21 protein-coding genes are annotated in these 20,633 nt (G+C 67.8%); 11 read left to right on the top strand and 10 right to left on the bottom strand.

What is annotated here, in order from left to right; translation table 11 throughout:
* The first annotated feature begins 434 nt into the window (after positions 1 to 434).
* Together NA4_RS07905 and NA4_RS07900 are read left to right on the top strand one after the other, a co-directional pair.
* Complete coding sequence (locus NA4_RS07905) at positions 435 to 764, top strand: hypothetical protein (RefSeq protein WP_067466301.1); 330 nt, start codon at positions 435 to 437, stop codon at positions 762 to 764.
* A 99-nt stretch (positions 765 to 863) separates the two neighbouring features.
* The gene (locus NA4_RS07900; RefSeq protein ID WP_157128887.1) at positions 864 to 1,529 is read left to right on the top strand and encodes a hypothetical protein; all 666 of its coding nucleotides are present in this window, start codon (positions 864 to 866) and stop codon (positions 1,527 to 1,529) included.
* 252 nt (positions 1,530 to 1,781) lie between these two features.
* Here NA4_RS07900 and NA4_RS07895 read toward each other — a convergent pair whose 3' ends face one another.
* From NA4_RS07895 to NA4_RS07885, 3 genes are read right to left on the bottom strand one after another with little or no spacing between them, the layout of a single operon-like run.
* Positions 1,782 to 2,891, bottom strand: a complete 1,110-nt coding sequence (locus NA4_RS07895; RefSeq protein WP_067466297.1) for a winged helix DNA-binding domain-containing protein — start codon at positions 2,889 to 2,891, stop codon at positions 1,782 to 1,784.
* A 17-nt stretch (positions 2,892 to 2,908) separates the two neighbouring features.
* Entirely contained in the window at positions 2,909 to 3,856 is a 948-nt protein-coding gene (locus tag NA4_RS07890) for a M56 family metallopeptidase (RefSeq protein WP_067466294.1), read from the bottom strand.
* Complete coding sequence (locus NA4_RS07885; RefSeq protein ID WP_040778742.1) at positions 3,853 to 4,236, bottom strand: BlaI/MecI/CopY family transcriptional regulator; 384 nt, start codon at positions 4,234 to 4,236, stop codon at positions 3,853 to 3,855. Before NA4_RS07885 ends, NA4_RS07890 begins: the two co-directional genes overlap by 4 nt.
* Positions 4,237 to 4,495: 259 nt before the next feature.
* On the opposite strand from NA4_RS07885, the gene dinB reads away from it, so the two are divergent.
* Positions 4,496 to 5,737 (top strand): DNA polymerase IV, encoded by a 1,242-nt coding sequence (gene dinB / locus NA4_RS07880; RefSeq protein WP_067466291.1) that lies wholly within the window; start codon positions 4,496 to 4,498, stop codon positions 5,735 to 5,737.
* 165 nt (positions 5,738 to 5,902) lie between these two features.
* Here the strand turns inward: dinB and NA4_RS07875 are convergent, their stop codons facing one another.
* Positions 5,903 to 6,937 (bottom strand): uroporphyrinogen decarboxylase/cobalamine-independent methonine synthase family protein, encoded by a 1,035-nt coding sequence (locus NA4_RS07875; RefSeq protein WP_067466288.1) that lies wholly within the window; start codon positions 6,935 to 6,937, stop codon positions 5,903 to 5,905.
* Positions 6,938 to 7,243: 306 nt separating this feature from the next.
* Here NA4_RS07875 and NA4_RS07870 point away from each other — a divergent pair, with 306 nt between their 5' ends.
* Both NA4_RS07870 and NA4_RS07865 read left to right on the top strand, forming a co-directional pair.
* Positions 7,244 to 7,960 carry a metal-dependent hydrolase gene (locus tag NA4_RS07870; RefSeq protein WP_067466285.1) on the top strand — a complete coding sequence of 239 codons (717 nt, stop codon included), beginning with the start codon at positions 7,244 to 7,246 and terminating at the stop codon, positions 7,958 to 7,960.
* Between the two features lie 366 nt (positions 7,961 to 8,326).
* A complete protein-coding gene (locus NA4_RS07865; protein WP_245671183.1) occupies positions 8,327 to 9,325 on the top strand; it encodes an SMP-30/gluconolactonase/LRE family protein in 999 nt (332 codons plus the stop codon).
* Between the two features lie 53 nt (positions 9,326 to 9,378).
* Here NA4_RS07865 and NA4_RS07860 read toward each other — a convergent pair whose 3' ends face one another.
* A complete protein-coding gene (locus tag NA4_RS07860) occupies positions 9,379 to 10,470 on the bottom strand; it encodes a hypothetical protein (RefSeq protein WP_218022261.1) in 1,092 nt (363 codons plus the stop codon).
* A 399-nt stretch (positions 10,471 to 10,869) separates the two neighbouring features.
* Between NA4_RS07860 and NA4_RS07855 the strand changes: the two genes are divergently transcribed.
* The 3 genes from NA4_RS07855 to NA4_RS07845 all read left to right on the top strand — a co-directional run bounded on the left by NA4_RS07855 (position 10,870) and on the right by NA4_RS07845 (position 14,533).
* Positions 10,870 to 12,195, top strand: coding sequence for a family 1 glycosylhydrolase (locus tag NA4_RS07855; protein WP_084496887.1), 1,326 nt, complete (start codon positions 10,870 to 10,872; stop codon positions 12,193 to 12,195).
* Positions 12,196 to 12,332: 137 nt separating this feature from the next.
* Entirely contained in the window at positions 12,333 to 13,157 is an 825-nt protein-coding gene (gene prcB, locus NA4_RS07850) for a proteasome subunit beta (protein ID WP_067466278.1), read from the top strand.
* Between the two features lie 299 nt (positions 13,158 to 13,456).
* Positions 13,457 to 14,533, top strand: coding sequence for a hypothetical protein (locus NA4_RS07845; RefSeq protein WP_157128886.1), 1,077 nt, complete (start codon positions 13,457 to 13,459; stop codon positions 14,531 to 14,533).
* Between the two features lie 184 nt (positions 14,534 to 14,717).
* On the opposite strand, the gene NA4_RS07840 is transcribed toward NA4_RS07845, so the two are convergent.
* Positions 14,718 to 14,900 (bottom strand): hypothetical protein, encoded by a 183-nt coding sequence (locus tag NA4_RS07840; RefSeq protein ID WP_067466515.1) that lies wholly within the window; start codon positions 14,898 to 14,900, stop codon positions 14,718 to 14,720.
* Positions 14,901 to 15,092: 192 nt separating this feature from the next.
* Between NA4_RS07840 and NA4_RS07835 the strand changes: the two genes are divergently transcribed.
* A complete protein-coding gene (locus NA4_RS07835; RefSeq protein WP_067466271.1) occupies positions 15,093 to 15,356 on the top strand; it encodes a hypothetical protein in 264 nt (87 codons plus the stop codon).
* 130 nt (positions 15,357 to 15,486) lie between these two features.
* Here the strand turns inward: NA4_RS07835 and NA4_RS07830 are convergent, their stop codons facing one another.
* Positions 15,487 to 16,125 carry a TetR family transcriptional regulator gene (locus NA4_RS07830; RefSeq protein ID WP_067466268.1) on the bottom strand — a complete coding sequence of 213 codons (639 nt, stop codon included), beginning with the start codon at positions 16,123 to 16,125 and terminating at the stop codon, positions 15,487 to 15,489.
* 61 nt (positions 16,126 to 16,186) lie between these two features.
* Between NA4_RS07830 and NA4_RS07825 the strand changes: the two genes are divergently transcribed.
* Positions 16,187 to 16,951: an SDR family NAD(P)-dependent oxidoreductase gene (locus NA4_RS07825; RefSeq protein WP_169810995.1), complete on the top strand. Its 765-nt coding sequence runs from the start codon at positions 16,187 to 16,189 to the stop codon at positions 16,949 to 16,951.
* 60 nt (positions 16,952 to 17,011) lie between these two features.
* Here NA4_RS07825 and NA4_RS07820 read toward each other — a convergent pair whose 3' ends face one another.
* The 3 genes from NA4_RS07820 to NA4_RS07810 all read right to left on the bottom strand — a co-directional run bounded on the left by NA4_RS07820 (position 17,012) and on the right by NA4_RS07810 (position 20,062).
* Entirely contained in the window at positions 17,012 to 17,860 is an 849-nt protein-coding gene (locus NA4_RS07820) for a fructosamine kinase family protein (protein WP_067466262.1), read from the bottom strand.
* On the bottom strand, positions 17,857 to 18,645 hold the full coding sequence (locus tag NA4_RS07815) for a helix-turn-helix domain-containing protein (RefSeq protein WP_373862768.1): 789 nt from the start codon (positions 18,643 to 18,645) through the stop codon (positions 17,857 to 17,859). Before NA4_RS07815 ends, NA4_RS07820 begins: the two co-directional genes overlap by 4 nt.
* Positions 18,646 to 18,820: 175 nt before the next feature.
* Positions 18,821 to 20,062 (bottom strand): FAD-dependent oxidoreductase, encoded by a 1,242-nt coding sequence (locus NA4_RS07810; RefSeq protein ID WP_084496900.1) that lies wholly within the window; start codon positions 20,060 to 20,062, stop codon positions 18,821 to 18,823.
* Positions 20,063 to 20,125: 63 nt separating this feature from the next.
* On the opposite strand from NA4_RS07810, the gene NA4_RS40165 reads away from it, so the two are divergent.
* Positions 20,126 to 20,633, top strand: a 508-nt coding sequence (locus NA4_RS40165; protein ID WP_169810994.1) for a TetR/AcrR family transcriptional regulator, incomplete at its 3' end; no start/stop codon positions are given.

Genomic DNA, 20,633 nt, shown 5'->3' with positions numbered 1-20,633 from the left:
ACGCGACGATTGCCGGGGTATGCCCGAATCACCTTGCAGCACAGGGCCGAACGTGCGATGTGGGTTGCCGCGTCGGCGCAAACTCTCGAGAGCGCGACGGGGCGATGAACCGGGATGTTCTTTTCACACTGCCCGAGGTTTGCGCCCGCGCCGATGTGCTTGTGGCGCATGAGCAGATGCGGGCGCATCGGGCCTGCCGGGTGCAGTGGTGTGCGTGGAAAGCGGCGGCGTATCAGACGTTGGTGTCAGCGGGAAGGCTGACACCGCAGATGGTGAGTCCGCGTGAACGTGCTGCCGCACGGGGCCTTCGGTTCCCGCCCGATGACGAGTCCGGTTTCGCCGACCGGCATCCGACCGCGAGCACACTGCGGGAGGTGCTAGAGAGGCTCGCGGAGTTGGCTACCCCACCGGAACCGTCGGGGCGGTGACAACGGTTGCACAAGACCACGATCGGAACCACCCACACTGGCTGGCGACTGGTGGGGCATCGCATCGAAATCCTGTACCTGTGCGACAACGCCGACACCACGCCTGCCTACCGGCTACGGAATGACGGCAACACCGTCCCGATCCCGCTGGGACAGTGCGGGTTGGTCGCCTTCGACGAGCGCGCATTGCCGGACCTGGCGCAGGTGCGCGAATGGTTCCCGCGCCACTTTCGCCTCTGGGACGCGGTGCGAACACAGTACTGGGACGCCCTGCTCTCCACGAGCAGCCCACGCCCGCCCGACGAGTGGCACACGGCTGCGGCAAAACGCGAGTAGGCCCCTCCATGGTGTGCCACTCGCGAATTGCAGACCTACCGACCCCAGCCCGGCCCCCGCACGTGCCGGGCGAGTTCACCAATCGATCGAAGAGGGGAAATGTCCAAACGACGAAACCGGCCTCGGCACAAGCCGAAAGCGCCGCGGAGACCACCAACGACGGGCTCGACGATCCGCTACCCATCGGACGCCGTGATCGACGCGCTACTCACGACCATGATGGCCGAACGCAGCGCCGACACCGCCGGCCCCAGCGTCGACACCGTTCACTTCTGGGGATTCGCCAACACCGACCACCCCACCGCACAAGAAGCCGCCCACACCGCGATAGTGCTCGACCCTGACGCCGAGCGCTCCCCCATCCTGGATTCGGCCGAATGGCTCATCCGCAGGTTCACCGGCCGGCTCTGGGGATTCGGTCTCGCCTACCGGACAGTCGGCGAGGTGTTCACCGGCCTCGAGGGGATCCCCAACGACGTGATACAAGCAGCGAAAGCGGGGAATCTCCACGAACGAGACGCAGCCGACGAAATGTGCGCGGCAACCATTTTCGATGCCCGCGCACGCGCCTACACGGCACTCACCTACACCCACCTACCGGAACTCGGACCAACGCCCACCTGGGTGAACGACACCCGCGCCGACACCGACACCTGGATCAAGCTGTTCGATCAGCGTGTCATCGCCGCGCACGCGTGGGCAGCGGCGATAACACTCGACCCGCACGCCAACCGCGGCGCCATAACCCGACTCCGGACACCATGAAAGGTAGTGAAGACTCCGAACCGCCGCTTCGCTGTGGCGGCCGGGCGCGCACCGATTTGTTGTCCCCCTCGATACGGCGGCGATGATCTGGATGGAGTCTGCCCGGTTGTCCATCTGAATCACCTCGAGGTGGGCCGGTCACTGTCGCTCCTTATGGCAACTTATCCGGCGCTTGGGCCGATCGGCCCTTCCTCGATCTGTCGCCTGGTGGCGGCACCCTTGTCGCGAACGCGCGGCGGCTGGAAGCCGGGGCTACACCGCACGCACTGTGAGCGACTCGAGTCCCGCCGCGACCCCCATGTGCGCGACGGCCGCGTCGAGCCCCGTTCTCGGCAGCGGCGCGCCGTCGAACATGGCGATTTCGACGGCGTCTTCGGCGAGTTCCCAGGTGCCGGCGATGCGTCCGCCCACGACGACGATCGGTGAGATCCACCCCGCGGTCCGGCTCACTTTCGGCCGGTGCGCGGGCGGCAGCAGCGCCGTGTCGCCGGTCCCCGGCCCCAGCACGTACTGATCGAAGGCGCCGAGCAGGTGCACCGAGGTGTCCGGCGCGGCGGCCGCGAGCGCGTCCACCTGGTCGGTCGGCAGGAATGCGTGGCGGCCCTCCACGTCGACCTCGGTGAGCTGGTCGCCCAAGTCGGCGAACCACCGCCGCACCGTGGTCTTGCGCAGGCTGTTGCGGCTGAGCCAGGCGTCGAAGGCCTCCGGGGTCGCCGGGCCGTAGGCACCGAGGTAGGCGAGAATCGCCAAGGGCGCCGCGGCGTCCGGCTCCGGTAAGCCCGGCCAGTCGCGGACCAGACCCGCCGGGTTGGCGAACGTCACCTTGGTGCCCCGTGCGGGGCCGTGACACAGCGCGCCCTGCCAGGCCAGCGGTTTGAGCAATGCGCCCCAGCCCGAACGCAATTCCGCACCGAGCCGGTCGAAGCCGGGATCGGCCACCAGGGCCTCCACGAGTTCCTCGCGGGTGAGCACCGCACCGTCGAGCACCTCGGCGACCGCCTCGGTCAGCGCGGCGACCTCCGCGGGCGAGGCGCCGAAGTGCTTCTGCCAGGACGGCTTTTCCCAGGTGCGTGCCGAGCCGATGAGTGACAGGCAGGCGGCGGTCAGCGCGGGGGTGAGCGCGTGCAGGGTGCCGCGCATCGCCCACGTCTTCATCAGCACGCCGTCGTCGAGGGCGCGAACCAGCGCGCCCGGCTCCGGCTTCGTACTGCGCAGCGCCACCGCCAGTTCCGCGGCGGAGGTGACCTGCGCCTGCAGCCCGCACAACCGATCGGCGATCTCGGCCGCGCCCTCGTCCGCACGGGACTCCACGTATTGACGGCTCAGCCGCCACGCGAAGACTTGGTCCCAGGTGACCCGCACTCGTGTCCCTCTTCCACTCAGCTCAACAGCGCACCGAAACCGCCGACGACCGCCGCCGTCAGCGCGGACCCCGTCACCGTCAGCGCGATCACCCCGACCAGCGCGGTGCTCGTCGTGACCCACCGGAGCGCACCGACCGGGTCGGCCAGTCGCTCGGCCCGTGCCAGCACCGCCGTGCCCGCGGCGGCCAGCGCGCCCGAAGGTGCGGGCTCGGCGATGCCGACGATCGCCAGCAGCCCGCCCAGCAGCGAGAGTGAGCCGTGCTCGTCGGCGGCTTTGTCGTCGGCGCACATCTCCAGCAGCCGGGCGATCTCCGCTGCGCCGCCGGTGAAGATCCGCAGGCCGGGCAGAGTGGTGGCGATCGCCCGCAGCACCGCGGTCAACGCCGCGTGCCTGCCGGACAGATGCGCGCGTTCATGGGCCAAAACCGCGGCGAGCTGATCCGCGCTCAACGCATCGAGCGCGGCCGTGGTGACCACAATGGTGTCGGGACCGGGCACGCAATACACTTGGCGCTCAGGGGAATCCAGCACGACGGCGCCGATGCCCGGCACCTGCCTGCCGACGAGGCGTACCGCACGCGCGTGCACACTGGTCCGCCTGCGCATCTGCACCGCCACCCGCGCCGCACGCACGACCAGCGCGACCGTGCCGGTTGCCACCAGCGCCGCCGCCGCGAAGGTGGCCGCCCGCGTGGCCGCGGCGCCGTGCAGGTGCATCGGCGTCCACAGGAACGCGAAGCAGGCACGCAGCGCGTCCTTCGGATGTCCCCAGTAGGTGGCGAATTCGACGGTCACCAGCATCGCCGCGATTCCCCACGCGCACAGCGCGCCGAAAATCGCGACCAGCCAGGCGAGCACGCCCAAGCGCGGTGCGTTGCCGCGATGGGTCAGGCTGCGCAGCACGGGCGGACCGAGCGTCGCCACGGCGCTGCCGTACAGCATCAGCGCAATGACCAGGCTCACGGTACTTCTGGTGTTTTGCGGGCCGCCAGTCTGCGCAGTGCGGCACGCAACCCGGCCGACTCCTCGGCGCTGATCCGATCGACGAAATGACTGAGCACCAGGTCCGAGCGTCCGCCGGAGCCGAGCGCCTCCAGCATGAGCCGGGCGCTGTGCTCCTCCCTGGTGAGGGTGGGCCAATAGCGATAGGCCTTGCCCGCGCGCTCGCGCGCCAGCCAGCCCTTGCGATGGAGGTTGTCCATGGTCGACATGACCGTGGTGTAGGCGATGTCCCGCTGAGCCGACAGTTCGTCGAAGATCTCGCGCACCGTTGTGTCCTCTGCGTCCTGATCCCAGATGCGGTCCATGATCACCGCCTCTAAGTCCCCGAATCCTCGCACCATACCGACTCCCTCATCCGCGCTGTGCCCTGTCGTGGGGACAGGGTACCGGCCAAGGCCGATTACTACGTAGGTAAGTAGTAGATCCATGCGCCGCGGACGGCGCGCGCCTGGTCCACATCTGCACCATACGAACGCCTCGTCCACGCATGCTGTGACCATCAGGGCGTCGGCGTCGCAGGTGTTTGCCGATGGCGACAACGCGGCGTGCCGCCCCAGCGAGGGCTGCGGATCTTGACGTGTCAGATGTCTATGCGAACATATGTTCGTGTCCGATACGCGCGACCCCCGATCCGGCAGGCCCCGGATCCTCGCGCGTGCGGAGGCATCGATCCTGCATGCCGATCTCGACTCGTTCTACGCCTCGGTCGAGCAGCGCGACGACCCGAGATTGCGCGGCAGGCCGGTGATCGTCGGGGGCGGTGTGGTGCTGGCGGCCAGCTACGAGGCGAAGGCTTTCGGGGTTCGCACGCCGATGAACGGCGGTCAGGCGCGGCGGTTGTGTCCGCAGGCGATCGTGGTGCCGCCGCGCATGTCCGCCTACGCCGAGGCGAGCAAAGCGGTCTTCGAGATATTCCGCGACACGACTCCCGCTGTGGAGGGCATCTCCATCGATGAGGCGTTCCTCGACGTCGGCGGGCTGCGACGGATCGCGGGTGAGCCGGTAACCATCGCGACAAAACTGCGCGCCGAGGTTCGCGAGCGCGTCGGCTTGCCCATTTCGGTGGGCATCGCTCGCACGAAGTTCCTCGCCAAGGTGGCAAGCGCCGTCGCGAAACCCGACGGATTGCGGCTGGTACCACCGGACGGCGAACTGGACTTCCTGCACCCGCTGCCGGTCGAAAGACTCTGGGGCGTCGGCGATGTCACCGCCCGCACGCTGCACGAGCACGGCATCACGCGGGTCGGTCAACTGGCCGAGCTGGGCGAGAGCCCGCTGCGGGCGATCCTCGGGCCCGCCGCTGCCCGCCACCTCTACGCGCTGTCCTGGGCACGCGACCCGCGCCGCGTAGAGACCGGCAGGCGCCGCCGGTCGATCGGCGCCCAGCGCGCTCTCGGCCGCCGCCACCGTCCGCCCGACGAGATCGAGGCCTACCTGCACGGCCTGGCCGATCGGCTGGGCAGGCGCCTGCGCGCCGCCGACCGAGTGTGCCGAACCGTGGTGCTGCGCTTGCGTTTCGACGATTTCACCCGAGCCACCCGCTCACACACCCTCGCCGAGGCCACCGACCACACCGAGACGATCCTGCACGCGGCCCGCACCCTCCTGTCCGCGGCCATGCCGATGATCCAGGAGCGCGGACTGACGCTGATCGGCCTCGCGCTGACCAACCTGGACGACGCCGACACCGTCCAGCTGACCCTGCCCTTCGAGGCCCGCGCCCGCAACACCCTCGACGCGACCCTCGACGACCTGCGCAACCGCTTCGGCTCCAGCGCCGTCACCCGCGCCGCCCTCCTCAACCGCGGCGAGGGCCTGTCCGTCCCCCTCCTCCCCGACTGAATGTTCTGTCTGCTCAGCCGTCCGGTTGCGCGAAGGAATTCGATGCGGGAAAGGGGCTTTCGAGGTGTCCTGTACCGCCCCGAAATCGTCACTTGACGAATGCGGCGCTCCGGAACTGACGACCGGACCAACCCCACATGATGGTCCGGCACCGAGACCATCGGTTCAGGACAGTGTTTCGGCCAGCTCGGCGTGCAGGTCGAACAACGCGGGAATCTGGTCCGCTGGGCGGCGGCCCATGCCGCACTCGGTGGCGATGCCGAAGTTGGTTACGGCTGTGCGGGCGGCTTCGATGCGTTGCAACGCCCCCGCTCGGCCGTCGGTAGCGTGGACCAGGCCGAGATAGAGGACGGTGTCGAATGGAAGGGCAAGGTCGGCAAGGGGTTTGAAGTATTCCGCATCGGTACGCGAGCGCGGAACCGGCAGATGGATCCACTGGACGGGCCGGTCCAGCCCGGCCAGGATGCGTCCCGCTACCGCGGCCAGCCGGCCGGTGTCGACGGGTTCGGCGAAGTGGCGGTGGCCGAAGTCGCCGTAGCAGAGGTGATAGCCGACTTCGACCGGCTCGGGTACCGCGGCACCCAGCCGGACGAGCCGCTGCCCCACTTCCTCGAGCTGGGTCGGATAATCGGTTCCGAACCAGGACGGGAACACACCCTCGAAAATCGCGAACTCGACCGCGGTATCCCATTGCACCGCAAGCTCATCGTTCGGAATGCCATCCAGGATGATGGCGAGTTCGGCGAGCAGTTGCGCCTCGTATCTGCGCTCCAACTCCCCCTGCGGTCCCGCGACGAAGGCCCCGATCACCGCGATCGGTGTCGGCAGGCACACCTGGAATCGGGTGCCCTCCGGGATCGTGCCGTCCTCGCGCAGCTGCCGGAACACGTGCCAGGACTCGAGCGCGGCCTCTGCGTACCCCAAGGGACCGAAGTCGATTGATGCCGCATCCACGCCCGGCTTGGGTTGCACTCGTTCGCTGGGCCCGTATTCCGGGCTCGGCGGCGGAACGGTTTCCAGGTCCGGATGCGCTTGCATCTTGGGCAACTGCCAGACCACCCAGTTGTCCCGCACACCGGTTTCCCCGTCCGGAATGCGCGTCAACCGGGTCCCGATCCGCCGCGCCGCTTCCGAGAAAACCGTTCGCGCATCCGCCAACGGCACACTGCCGCACAGATGGACTCCGCGACCCCTACCCACCGCAACCTCCTACACGTGGCCTACCGCTACTCGAGCCGACCTGGCCGAAACCAGCCAGTTGCCACGCACCGTCGCCAAGCTCGGATCGACGGCGAGGCAATCGATCAGGTCGCGCTATGCGATGCAGCGTAAGCGCGGACAGAAGGCCCGATTCCCCACGTCTGGGAAACAACCAGCGACCGGTTCACTGGCGAAATGCGCGCAGTTGCGGCCCCAACGATTCGGTTCAGCACCTCATCGAGCCCATCTGCCCTACCGGACAACGCTATTCGCGTCCAGATCCGGAGCTGAACTAATGTTCGAGCGGTGCTCGGACATTCACATGCGACCAGCGGCGCGCTGGCTTGGTCGGCAGCGGCAGCGGTGCTGCCGGTGACGGTACTGACCTATCCGGCTCTGCAGGATGCGACAGGGCATCTCGGGACGGTCGATCTGCTGCTAGGGGTGTTTCTCACTGCGGGAGCCGCGCTGCTCCCGGATGCGGACCATCCCGACGGCACAATCGCGCACGCGTTGGGTCCGATTACGCATACCGCATGCCAGCTCATTTCGTGGATCTCAGGCGGCCATCGCCGCGCAACACATTCCCTCGCGTTCGTCGCGGCCGTCGCGTTCGGGACCTGGGCTGGCGAGCATTGGCTCGGCCGTTGGTTCACCCTGAGCCTCGTTTTCTTCCTGCTGGCCTTGGCCGTGCGCGCGCTGCACCTGTGCCCGTCCGGCAACGGCGTCAAGTCGTGGGGGCCGATCGTGGTTCTCGCCGCGGGAGGCACCTTCGCGATGCAGCACTGGATCGCCGACAAGCCGGTCTGGCTGCCCTTCGCGGTGGGATTGGGCGCGTTGGCCCACTTGCTCGGCGACTGCCTCACCGACCGGGGTTGCCGCCTGTTCTGGCCCTTCGACATCCGCGTCAGCTTCCCGATCATCGATCGAACCGGCAACAAGGTCGAAACCTGGATCGTTTCACCGCTTTTCACGATCGGCACGCTCGCCATCCTTTGGTACACCCTCACCCACCAGCCCTGACGTACAGCATCGGAACACCATGTCCGCCGCTACCGGATCCTTGCCGAATCGATCCCGCTAGCAGGCGGACCAGCCGTGGTCCCATACGCGTTCTCCGAGGGCGATCCGCCCACGGAACCCGACATTTCAGACCCCCGGAGTCCTTGCTGATTGGAAGTGGTGAATTTCTGTTCTGAGCCTTTGACCGAATAGATCTATAGTTAGATGCGAATATCTACGTAAGAGCATGTTTATCTGTCACTCCGCGCCGTCGATCATCAACGAAGGCCCATTTCGCTTCCGGCCTGCTCGCCTCGACCAGAACCGCGCTCCCCGGTGGCGTCGTTTCCTCGCGGAATTCCGCACTCCCCCGGCTAGCCTGATCCCATGCTCGCCTCGACCATGCAGCCGCAGCGCTGGACGCCCCCTCCCGCGCCGGCTCGCGCCCGTCAAACCCGCAGCGTTCCACCCCTTCCCGAGGTCAGAAGGATCGAGCTGCCCGGAACCGGCCCAGAGGACGTGGTCCTCTCCCCCGACGGCAGGATCGTGGCGGGCACCGACGACGGCGCGATCCTCAGCATCGATCCGGCGACCGGTGACGTTCGCGAGCTCGTGAACACCGGAGGCCGTCCGCTGGGTCTGCACGCCGACCCCGATGGTCGCGTGCTGATCTGCGATTTCGAGGCCGGACTGCTGGAGTTGGACCCCGACGGAACGCTCACGGTGCTGGTCGACGAGGTCGACGGTGAGCCTCTCCGGTTCGCCAGCAACGTCGTCCGCGATACCGACGGCACGATCTACTTCTCGGCGTCGTCGAGCCGATACTCCCTTGCCGAGTACATGGGCGACATCCTGGAACACTCCGGCACGGGCCGCCTGTTCCGCCGCGATCCCTCGGGCTCGGTGGAGACGCTGATCGATGACCTCCAGTTCGCCAACGGCGTGGTCCTCGCGCCCGACCGTTCCTGCGTGCTGGTCGCCGAGACCGGTGGCTACCGGGTGACGCGGTCCTGGCTGACCGGCCCGAAGGCGGGAACGCGGGACCGGTTGATCGAGAACTTGCCCGGATTCCCGGACAATATGGGTCTCGGCAGCGACGGCCTGGTGTGGATCACGCTTCCTTCGCCACGAAACCCCTTGTTGGACCGCCTTCTTCCGTTGCCGGGCATCCTGCGGCGGGTCGTGTGGACGTTGCCGGAGTGGGTGCAGCCGAAGCCGGCGCGAACGGTGTGGGTGATGGCGGTCGATTTCGACGGCAGGGTCGTGCGCGATCTGCAAGTCGAAGGAACGGCTTACTCGATGGTGACCGGTGTGGTCGAGCAGGACGGCGTGCTGTATCTGGGCAGTCTCACCGAGTCGGCGGTGGCCGTGTCGCAGGTGCCGTAGCGACGGCGTGCCGGGTGGAGCGGGGCATGGCGTGACATACCCCGCTCAGCAAACTAGAGGAGATCTTCGGGGTCGGCGTCGGCTTCGAGACGGACGTCGGCGGCGAACCGGGCTTCGGGGTCGTCACCGTCGGTGTGCGCGGCGTAGAGCAGCAGGCAGCCGCGGATGCCGTCGAGGAGGTCTTCCAGGAGGTCGAGCGCGGGGCGCGCGGGGTCGAGGCGGCTGATGCGGAAGCCGGTGAGCATCGCCTCGCGTGTGTCGGCGTCGACGCCGAATCGGTGTGCCTGCGTTTCGATTTCGGCTACCCGGGCGACGAGGCTCCATGGTGCCGGGACGCGGCCTTCGTGCACGGCCATGGCTTCGGCGATCAGGTCGAGGACGACCTCGGTGGGGGTGTCGCCCGCGGCGAGTCGTTCGAGGACGAGGGTGGGGGTTTCGACTTGGAGCGCTTCGATATCGTCTGCTTCGGCGACGACGTCGGTGGTGGGTACGTTCGCGGCCTCGCCGGCGACTTCGGCCGCGGCGTAGAGCCAGTGTGCGGCGGCGACCGAAGCCGAGGCCGGGTCGAGTTCGGTGAACAGCTCGATGGTGCCGAGCGGGTCGGCGCGCAGAAGTGCGTCGGCGGCGTGGACTTGGGCCGGGGACACGTCGGGGCGGGACAGTTCGACGGCTTGGCGGGCCCGGCCGGAGAGGTCGCCGCGTTCGGCGGATTCGATGGCTGCCTGTTCCGCGCGCACTTCGGCGAGGAGGGTGTCGCGCAGGGCGTCGTCGCCGATCTCGTGCAGGGTGCGTCCGATGCGGTGGGCGGATTCGACGACTCCGCTGTAGGAGACCAGGAGGCCTTCGTCGGTGGGCAGGTTGGGGCTGCGCAGCGCGGCTTCGACTTGTTTGAAGTTCCTTCGTTCCTCGGCGCGCCGCCACGCTTCGCTGTTGGGGACGTCGGGGTCGCCCGCGGCACTGGCCGGATGGGTGTAGGTGCGCCACTGGAACCGCGACAGGGTGGTCAGGTTCGAGGCCAGATCGGTGGCCTGGTCGGTGCTCACCTGCGGGGGCAGTGCGGCCACCGCTTGGGCGAGGTCACCTCGTCCGGTCGCCCAGGTGGCGACGAGGGCGGTGCGGTCGGCATCGAATGCGTATCTGGTCACCCGGCAAGTCTGGTCGATCGGCGGCGGATGTGCGCGGTCAATTGCTGCGCTCCTGTGATGGCGTGCGGCGTTTCGCGAGGACGCGCAGGAGAGGAGGGTTCGGCTTCGTTCATGAGAACCCGCGTGGCAGCCTCGGTGCTGGAGCTGCCCGCGGCGTCGCTTGGACGGGTGAGAAGTATTGCGGCGGGGTCGGATACGACGAGCGTCGGCCGGTGGCGGGAAGCGCGGTTGCGCTTCGCGATGGAACGTTGAGTCGGCAGGCCCGAGGGCTGGGCGGATGTCCCCGGGGCTGCGTGGAGTTGGCGCGGCCGTATCGAGGGCGAATCGTGTCGGTTTCGCGACCGGCGACACGCGGAAGGCTGCATCAGAACACGGCAACCATCCAGTTACCCTACGGCGATGGGTACACGCAGTTCCCGGAGCGGGTTGGCCGCGCTGTCCACCGCGGCGGCCATGCTCATGGTGTCCGGCGTTTCCGCTGCTCATCCGCCTCGGGAGGTGGCGCCGTTCGAGGGGGACTTTTTGTGGGGCGTGGCGTCGTCGGGGTTCCAATCGGAAGGTCATGCGCCGGACAGCAACTGGTCGCGCTACATCGCGTCGGGTGCGACGGCCGACCCGTACCGCGACTCGGTGGACTTCACCCGCCGCTACATGAACGATATCGCTCTGGCGGCGCGGCTGGGTGTGCGGGTCTACCGGGTTGGCATCGAGTGGGCGCGGTTGCAGCCGACGCCGGACACGTGGGACGAGGCGGCGTTCGGCTTCTACGACAATGTGATCGCACGGATTCTGGCGGCGGGCATGCGGCCGATGCTGACCTTGGATCACTGGGTGTATCCGGGATGGGCGTTGGACCGTGGCGGGTGGCGCAATCCGGGGATGGTCGAGGACTGGCTGGCGAATATGCGCAAGGTGGTAGAGCGGTATTCCTCCCGGGGTCCGTTGTGGGTGACGTTCAACGAGCCTGCCGCGTATGTCGGCACCGAGTTGCGTACGGGCGGGATCAGCGTCGAGGAGGCGCCTGCGATGGTCGATCGGATCGCGCAGGCGCACAACGAGATCTACGACGCCATCCATCGGTATCGGCCGGATGCGATGGTGACCAGCAATCTCGGCTACGTCGCGGGTGCGGAGACTGAGGTCAATCAGCCGATTGTCGATCGGATCTCGGCGAAGCTGGACTTCATCGGGGTCGACTACTATTTCGCTCCCCTGCCGCAGACCGGGGAGTCGGCGCAGGGCGGTGCGGTGGGCGGGGTCCCGATGTGGGAGTTGCCGGTGCATCCGGAGGGTATCTACTACGCCTTGCGGCATTACGCGCGTCAGTTTCCGGATCGTCCGTTGCATGTGGTGGAGAACGGTCTTCCGACGGAGAACGGGCAGGTTCGTCCGGACGGCTATACGCGTGCGGACCACCTGCGGGACACGGTGTATTGGTTACAACGCGCGAAGGCCGACGGAATGAACGTGATCGGCTACAACTATTGGAGCCTCACCGACAACTACGAGTGGGGTTCCTACGCGCCGCGGTTCGGGCTCTACACGGTCGATGTGCTGACCGATCCGGCGTTGGACCGCCGGCCGACCGACGCGGTCGATGCGTATACCCGGCTGATCCGCCAGGGCGGTGTGGAACCGAACTATCGCCCGACGCGCGCACCGGTCCCCTGTATAGAGATCGACGCGCCGGACGCTTGCGCCGGAGAGGGGCTTGCCGAGGGGTGATGGGTCCCCAAGGGTCTTCACTCCTGGTGGGGTGGGCCATGTTCGATGCGCGGCGTGGGGTGGTGGGGTTGCGGTAACGTCGGCGGGAGTCCTGTCGCGTTCGCGGGTGGTGCGCGCTCCATCCGGAAAGGTGATCCATGACGTCCGACAGTCACCTCCCGCTCGGCCTGCGGTATCCGGCGGCCTCGTTTTCGGAGTGCCTGCGCCGGTACGCGCCGCAACTGCTGCCGGACCCCGGTGTGGGCGGTGGGGGCGATGCGGACATCGCGCCGCACGGGACGACGATCGTCGCGGTCGGTTATCGCGGTGGTGTGCTGCTGGCCGGTGACCGCAGGGGCACGATGGCGCACATGGTGGCGACGCGCGATATGCAGAAGGTCGTCATCACCGATACCTATTCGGCGGCGGGTTTCGCGGGCACGGTGGGGATGGCGTTGGAGATGATCCGGTTGTTCGCGGTCGAGCTCGAGCATTACGAGAAGATCGAGGGGGCGTCGCTGACGTTCGACGGCAAGGCCACGAAGTTGTCGGCGATGGTGCGCGCCAATCTGCCTGCGGCCCTGCAGGATATGGCGGTGATTCCGCTGCTGGTTGGCTACGACGCGGACGTGGCCGATCCGGAGCGGGCGGGGCGGATCGTGTCGTACGACGCGGCGGGGGGTCGTTTCGAGGAGCGTTTCGGCTATACCGCGGTGGGTTCGGGTTCGGTGTTCGCGAAGTCGTCGCTGAAGAAGACCTACCGTCGCGGCATCGAGGAGCAGGAGGCGCTGCGGATGGCGGTGGAGGCGCTGTTCGATGCCGCCGAGGACGATACCGCGACGGGCGGCCCTGATCTGCTGCGCGACATCTATCCCACGGCGGTGGTGGTCGATGAGGAGGGGGCGGTCGAGGTTCCGCTCGAGCGTCTCGCGGAGATCGCCCGCACGGTCGTGGACGCCCGGGCGGCGGCGGAAGGGCACTGAGGCTTGGCCTCTTGACGGCTGCTGTCGCCGTGAAAACCGTTGCTCGCAGCGTCTTCTCAGCGCCGGGAATAGTGATCGAAGTCCCAGACCCGTGCTGTTAAGCCCGTCACAGTAATGACGATCGGCCGTGCCTGGCGAAGCGTCGACGAACCGGAAATTCACCGGCCCGGAAGCGGAATGGGTGGCAAAAGTCGGGATATCGCCGGTCGAGAAATGTTACCCACGGGTTGGATCACATCCGTTGCTCACATCGCCGGGAGCTGCGACAACGCGTGGGATATCGATCACGCTTGCCCCCTTTGGGCGAGATGCTTACGGTGATTTTGTCGATGGCCGATGGCGCCCATTCGAATTCCACCTCATCGAGAAGTCGCGATTTTTCCTCCCTCAGGGCTATTTGTGCGTTATCGCCTTGGGCGGCAGGGCAATTCACGCGACATGGCGAAACTGGAGCAATGGTTCAACCAACCCCCTGGCAAGTGTCCGAAGCGCGAGACCGCCGCAGCCGCGGCGCCGATCAGCAGGCACGCGGCGCGACACGACGACGGGGGCTGGGTCTTCGATCGAGCTGGGGCTTTATCTGTGCCGCCGTCGCGAGCGCGGTTAGTTTCGCCCTGTTGTTCCAACCGTGGATCGTGGCTTCCGGAGCTGGTGGAAAAGTGGGCTCCAACGCGTTCGGCCGGATCGACGGGTTCACCGATGGCTTCGACGCGTGGTCGGTGTCGAAACTGCATGAGGTGAATATCGTCGGTGGCTGGGGCTTGGTGGCGAGCGCCGCGATGGTCACGACCGTGTTCGCGGTCGTGGCGCATGCGCGGCTGCGCACGAAGGCACTCGCGTGCCTGGTGATAGGTTCCAGTGCGGCGGTAGCGATTCTGGTGCTCATCACGCTGATGTACCTCGACGGCAAAGGGGCCGAACTGCGCATCCTGATCGATGAGGGCGAAGGCTTCGGTTCCGGGCTACTCCGTCTTCTCGAAGGCAAGGAGGCGTCCAGGCCGGGGGCGGACGGGCGCCGGATCAGCAGTGCCAACTTGACGCCGGTGGCCTTGGCCGTGGGCGTGCTGACCTCCGGCGCCGCGGTGGCCGCGCTCGCCCACGGTACCCGCCGCTACGGCATCAGCCCGATGCAGGCGTTGTGGCGGTGGGCCACTCCGGAACCCGAAGCGCCGGCGCAACCCGAGGCCGTCGCCGCGGAGCCGCAGCCGGCTCCGCAGCCCACCGCAGCGAAGAGCGATCAGCTGCTGTGGGATGAGCTGGTGTTCGACGATGACCTGGTCGCGAATGTGACTTGGGTTCGGAATCCGGCGAACCCGCTGGAAGGCAACAGCTCCGGGCACCGTTCGACGGCCCCCGAGCCGGTGCTCACCCGCTAGCTGCGTGATATTGCCGCCCCGGTGCCGATTCCGGCGCCGGGGCGGCATTCGCCGCTGTATAGGTACGCATGATCAGATCCGCGAGTGCTCACGCTCACCATCGTGGGTAGCGAGTTGCTGCGGCCACGGCAAAGGATCGCGCCGGACTGTTCGAACGCGGCGAACAGAAACCGACGGCGTGGACCTACGCTTTGTGCGGTCCGTCGTCCGGGCGCTTGTCAACGGCCGGATCGGCCGCACGCGGCACCCGCACCACCCCGGTGTCGAGATCGATGTCGAACCGGGGAATGTGTGCCTGCCCATCGCCGGCTTCACTGCCCTCGTGGGTCAGTTTCTTGCCCGGAAACAGTTCCCCGATGACGCCCATACCGTCACGATACGCCCGGCAGGTGTCCGTACTGCCGGCATCCGCCACACGGGCCGAAGGGCCGGTTTTGTTTTCGGCACCGCAGGGCGCCCGCTCGGCTACCATCGTGACCTACTCCCGATCGACCGAGGACCACGGGGCGGGGAGCACCGGGCGACACAATATGAACCGGACGACAGATCGGCCTACGGGATGGAAGAAGACGCCAACCTCGCGCAGGCGCGGGTGTTCCTGGAGTTGCTCACCGTGCGAGCCCGAACGCTGGCGCGGGAAATCGGATTCGCGCATCGCGGTGATCCCGCCGTGCGACAGCAATTGCAGACCGAACTATCCGCCGTGCGTCGCTATATCGACCGTTTGCACCTCAGATTTCCGGAAACAACCGGGGCACAAGGCAATCGGCCGCTCACCCGAGCTCACGGGTACGGCATACCGGTGCAGCGAACAGCGGGTTGAGCCACAGCCGTTACCAGGGATCGCCGGAGTGAGGGGTATCGGAGCGGCACACGCACGCCGCGACTTGTCGGCCGCTTGTGCCGCGCTGTCGGCTGCGGGCAGCGGCGGCCGCGTCCTGCTCACGGTGCTGTCAGTTCTCCTGCGCGGACGCTGCGTGGGCGCGGACGGGCGCGGTGAGCATGGCGACGATCATGTCCACGATCTCCGCCGCATCCTCGGGGCGGGCGGTGCGGACGCCGGATTCGAGGGTGCGCTCGTAGTCGGCGATCAAGGCGAACATGACCGTGGCCATGGTCTCCAGGCGCTGTCTGCGCAGGCGGCGGGGCAGGTCGTGCAGTGCCGCGTCGAGCCGGGTGGCGATGATCCGGACCGCCGAGCGGTCGGCTCCGGCGAGGCGGCGCGCGTCCGCCACTGCGGGATGGGTTCGCACCACTTCCAGAAACCGGCCCAGGTGGGTTACCCGGTCTTCGCCGAGCAGTTCGAGGATCGGGGTCGCGAGCTGGGCGACGAGCGTGGACAGGTCGTTGGCGCCACCGTCGGCTTCGTTGGCGGCCAGCAATTGCATGCGCCGCTGCTCCAGCCAGTTCATCCGCCGCTGGACGATCGCTTCGATCAGTCCGTTGCGGGAATCGAAGTAGTAGTGCACGGCCGAGTTGTTGCGCTGGCCCGCCGCAGCGGCGATGTCGCGCAGCGGCACGTCGACGCCGCGCTCGGCGATGAGGCGTTCTCCGGCGTCGAGCAAAGCGGTGCGCGAATCGTCGCTCGGCATATTCGCACTGTACTAAACATGAGTATTGACGATGTTAAACACAGATGCTTAATTGTACGGCGTGGATACTGTGGCGGTGGTCACCGGCGCCGCGTCCGGTCTGGGCGCCGCCTTGTGCCGCAGCCTGGCCGCGCAGGGCGTCGCGGTCGTGGCTGCCGATATCGACGCCGCCGGGCTGGTGGCGCTTGCCGCGGACACCGGGATCCACACGCAGGTCGTCGACGTCTCTGACGACGAGCAGGTGCGCAGGCTGATCCACGGCGCAGCGACCGAACTGGGACGCATCGACTACTTGTTCAACAACGCGGGCATCCGCCTCGGCGGCGCCGCGGACCGGATTCCGTTGCCGCAGTGGCAGCGGATCGTGGATGTGAACCTGTGGGGCGTGGTGCACGGGACTCGGCACGCCTACCCGGTGATGCGGGCGCAGGGTTTCGGGCACATCGTGAACATGGCGTCGCTCGCGGGAGTGACACCGGTGACGCCGTCGGCGGCGTACGCGATGACCGAGCACGCGGTGGTCGGATTGAGTACCTCGCTGCGCGCGGAGGCGGCCACGGTAGGGGTGAAGGTGAGTGTCGCCGTACCGGGCCGAGTCGCGACCGACATCGTCGATTCCGGGATCGACCTGCCGGGCTATTCGTATCGGGGGCCGTCGCGCCGCATGCCGATCGGGATGATCAGTTCCGAGCGGGCCGCCGAGTACGTGCTGCAGGGCATGCGCAAGAACAAGCAGTTCATCGTGTTTCCGCGCTACAACCGGGCGGTAGTCGCCGCCTACCGGTGGTTTCCGAGCCTGATGAGCCGCATCTGGGGGCGCCGATGATCGCCGGTTGCCCGAGGCGGCTATCACCCACAGTCATCGCGCGGGTGAACGGCTGAGCTGTCAGGACCCGAGCGCCGCGGTGGCCGCGGCCAGTGTCTGCGCACGATAACCGGCGCCGAACAACGCAACGTGCACCAGCAGGGGATGCAACTGGTGCAGCGGCGTGCGGGCTTGCCATCCGTCGGCGAGCGGATGGGTCTCGTGGTAGGCGGCGCGGATGCGATCCAGGTGCGGGGCGCCGAAGAGGGCGAGCATGGCCAGGTCCGTTTCGCGGTGACCGCCGTGCGCGGCGGGATCGATGAGCATCGCGCGTTCCCGGGTCCATAGGATGTTGCCCGACCACAGGTCGCCGTGGATGCGAGCCGGGGGTTCGGCGGGACCGGCGAGGTCGTCGAGGCGGTCGATGACGCGCTCCACCAAGCGAATTCCGTCGGCGCCGAGGTGAGCGGCCGCGCGCGGCAGGTAGGGCACAAGGCGGTGCTCGGCGTACCACTGCGACCACGGACCGTTCGCCGGGTCGTTCGGCAGCGGGAGGCTCGCGATCCAGCCCGCCCACAGCGCGCCGAACAGTTCGGGCCGGTCGGCGTGCAGTGCGGCCAGTTCGCGGCCGAAACGGTCGGCGGCCGCAGGGGTGGGACGGGTCTCGTCCAGCCAGGGCAGCACCAGCATCCAGTCATCGGCGGCCAGCACCGGCGGCACCAATGCGCCGGTGTCCGCCCGGCCCAGCCAGGCCAGCCCCGCCGCTTCGGACGCGAAGACCGGCGTCGGCTCGGCCGAATCCTTGACGAAAACCCGGCGGCCATCGGCCAATTCGGCGCGGTGCAGCGTCCAGGCGTGGCTCGCGCCGAGGTCGGTGATCGCGCGGACCGGTGCGCCGAGCAAGGCGCGCAGCCGCTCGATGCGGGTCATCGGGCGCGCGCGGTGAGTCGCTTCATGGTGTCCTCGTCGGCGGGGAAGAACGACTCGATGGCCAGTTCGGCGACGGTGACGTTCATCGGGGTACCGAAAACCGTCGTCACGCTGAGCAGAGACAGCTCATCCCCCTGGTGCTCGATCCGCAGCGGGACCACCGCCTGATCGGGTTCGGGGAGCGCCTGCTCCACCTCGCCGCCCGGATAGGACCGCAACTCCTCGAGCAGATCCGCCAGGTCCTTCGAGCCGGTGACCTCGGCCTGTCGCGCCAGCCGCGCGAAGATATGGCCGCGCCATTCGGCGAGGTTGCGGATGCGGCCCGCCATGCCGTCAGGGTGCAGGCTCAGCCGCAGCGCGTTCACCGGTGGCGTCGCCAGAGCGGGGTCGATGCCCGCGATCAGCACCGCCACCCCGCCGTTGGCGTCGATCATGGTCCAGTTCTGGTCGATGGCCAGCGCCGGATACGGCTCGTGACCGGCGAGGATCTGGCGCATGGCGCCGCGGACCGCGTCCATGGCGGGTGTGTCGAGAGCCGGTTGGGCATAGGCGGGTGCATAGCCAGCGGCGAGCAGTAAGCGATTGCGTTCGCGCAGGGGGATCTCCAAGTGCTCGGACAAGTGCACGATCATCGTCCGGCTGGGTGTGGCGCGTCCGGTCTCGATGAAACTCAGGTGTCGCGCCGAGGTCTCGGCCCGCCCGGCCAGCTCCAGCTGGCTCAGTCGGCGTTCCAGTCGCCAATGCCGCAGCAGGTCACCAGCCGTTGGGGTACTCACTCCCCCGATCCTACGAACGCCCGCCCGGCCGGGCGATTACCTCGCAGGTAATCGACAGCGCTACCGTCACGCGTGTTTGTGGCGGCGTCACTGTGCGTGGTCCGGTCGCGGCGTGCGCCACCGTCCGCGCTGCGCCGCAAATCGTCTGTGACACAGTGGCATTCGTCGGTGCCGTGGGATCCGCTCACACCTGCGCCGGTGATCGCCGCGCGAAGGCGGGCGCATGCTCCGGGCGGAGGCCGACACCGCCGACCTGGGCGGTGAACCCACGCAGGAATGGGGCGCGCCGCAAGGCGCGCAGTGGGACCGGGAGACGATGCTCGTCGAGCACTCCGGCCAAGGCCGGTCGCAGCAGCATCTCGTGTTCGCCGTGTTGCGACCGCTGCGCCACCACTGTGGGCAGCGACCTGCGCCGCTGCACCCTGGCCAGCTCGCGGCGGGTGATCCGCCCGCGGCGCAGCGGTTCGGCGAGGATCCGCGCGGCCGCGACGGCGTCTTGCACGGCGAGGTTGACGCCGACGCCGCCGACCGGCGACATCGCGTGGGCGGCGTCGCCGATGCACAACACACCGTCGCCGTACCAGCGGCGCAGCCGGTTCATCTCGACCCGCAAGAGCTTCACCTCGTCCCAGGATCGTATCGATTCCACTTGGCGTGGCGGCCAGTCGAACAGCGCGGCCAAGCGTGCGCGAAAGACGGCGATGTCCTCGGCGCGTAGTCGGGTGTCGGCGCCTTTTTCGATCAGGTAGGAGGTCTGGTAGTAGTCGCCCCGGTCCATGGTGACCGCGACCTGCCCGTCGCCGAACCGGCCGAACACCTCCCCGTCCCGGGCGCTGTCGCTCTTGGGAATGCGGACTTGCCACACGTCCATCGGTGTCTCGAACACGATGGTCGGGAGCCCTGCTTCGCGGCGGACGCGCGACCACCGGCCGTCGCAGCCGATGGTGAGTGTGGCCGTGAGTTCGCGGTCGGCGCCCGTGCCGTCGCGGTAGCGCACACCGACCGTGCGTCCCGCGTCGTCGGTCCGCAGCCCGGTGACCGTGCTGCCCATGCGCAGGGTGAACGAGGGCTCACGGCTCGCGGCGTCGGCGAGCAGATCGAGGAAGTCCCACTGGGGGACCATGGCGATGTATTTGTGTGGCCCGGGGATTCGGCGGAAGTCGGCCATCACCACGGTCGCATCGCCGATCTGGATGCGCATTTGCTCGAGCCGCCGGGCGGGGAGTTCGGCGAAGCGCTCACCCAACCCCAGTTCGTCGAGCAGACGCAGCGTCGCGGGGTGCACCGTGTCGCCACGGAAGTCCCGGAGGAAATCATGGTGCTTCTCCAGCACCGTCACCTCGATACCGGCGCGGGCCAGCAGCAGACCCATCATCATCCCGGCGGGACCGCCGCCGACGACGCAGCACTGTGTTACTTCGGCCATGCCGCGACCGTAGCAGAAAGTTAGACAGTATCTAAGTTTAGATGGTGTGTAACAATGGTCACCATGGGCAAGCAGCCAGGTTTGCGCGAACAGAAGAAGAGGCGCACGAAACAGGCCCTGGTGGAAGCGGCGCTGCGTTTGTTCGACGAGAAGGGCTACGACCAGACGACTGTCGCGGAGATCGCCGCCGCGGCCGAGGTGTCCTACGCGACATTCTTCAACTACTTCACCGCCAAAGACGAGGTGATCTTCGCTGACGACGACCTCTACGACGAGCTGTTGGACAGGGCGTTCGACAGCCGCACCCCACAGGAACGACCCGCCGACCTGCTGCTGCGGGTAATCCGCGAACTGAGCACCGCCCCCGCCTGGAGCTTTCCGCTCGACCACGAACTTTCCGGCATGCGGGCCCGTCTGATCGCCGACGTACCCGCGTTGCGCGCCGCGGCGCTGGTGCGCACCGCCGCTCTGCAACAGCGTTTGGCCGCCGCACTGCAGACGGCTTACCCCGACGACGTCGACGACCTGCACGCCGCCGCCCTCACCGGCGCTCTGCTCGGCGCGATCGACG

Source organism: Nocardia amamiensis NBRC 102102, assembly GCF_001612745.1.
GTDB classification, from domain to species: Bacteria; Actinomycetota; Actinomycetes; order Mycobacteriales; family Mycobacteriaceae; genus Nocardia; species Nocardia amamiensis.
The sequence above is the reverse complement of the archived record's forward strand: the minus strand, read 5'-3'. Positions and strand labels throughout refer to the sequence as shown.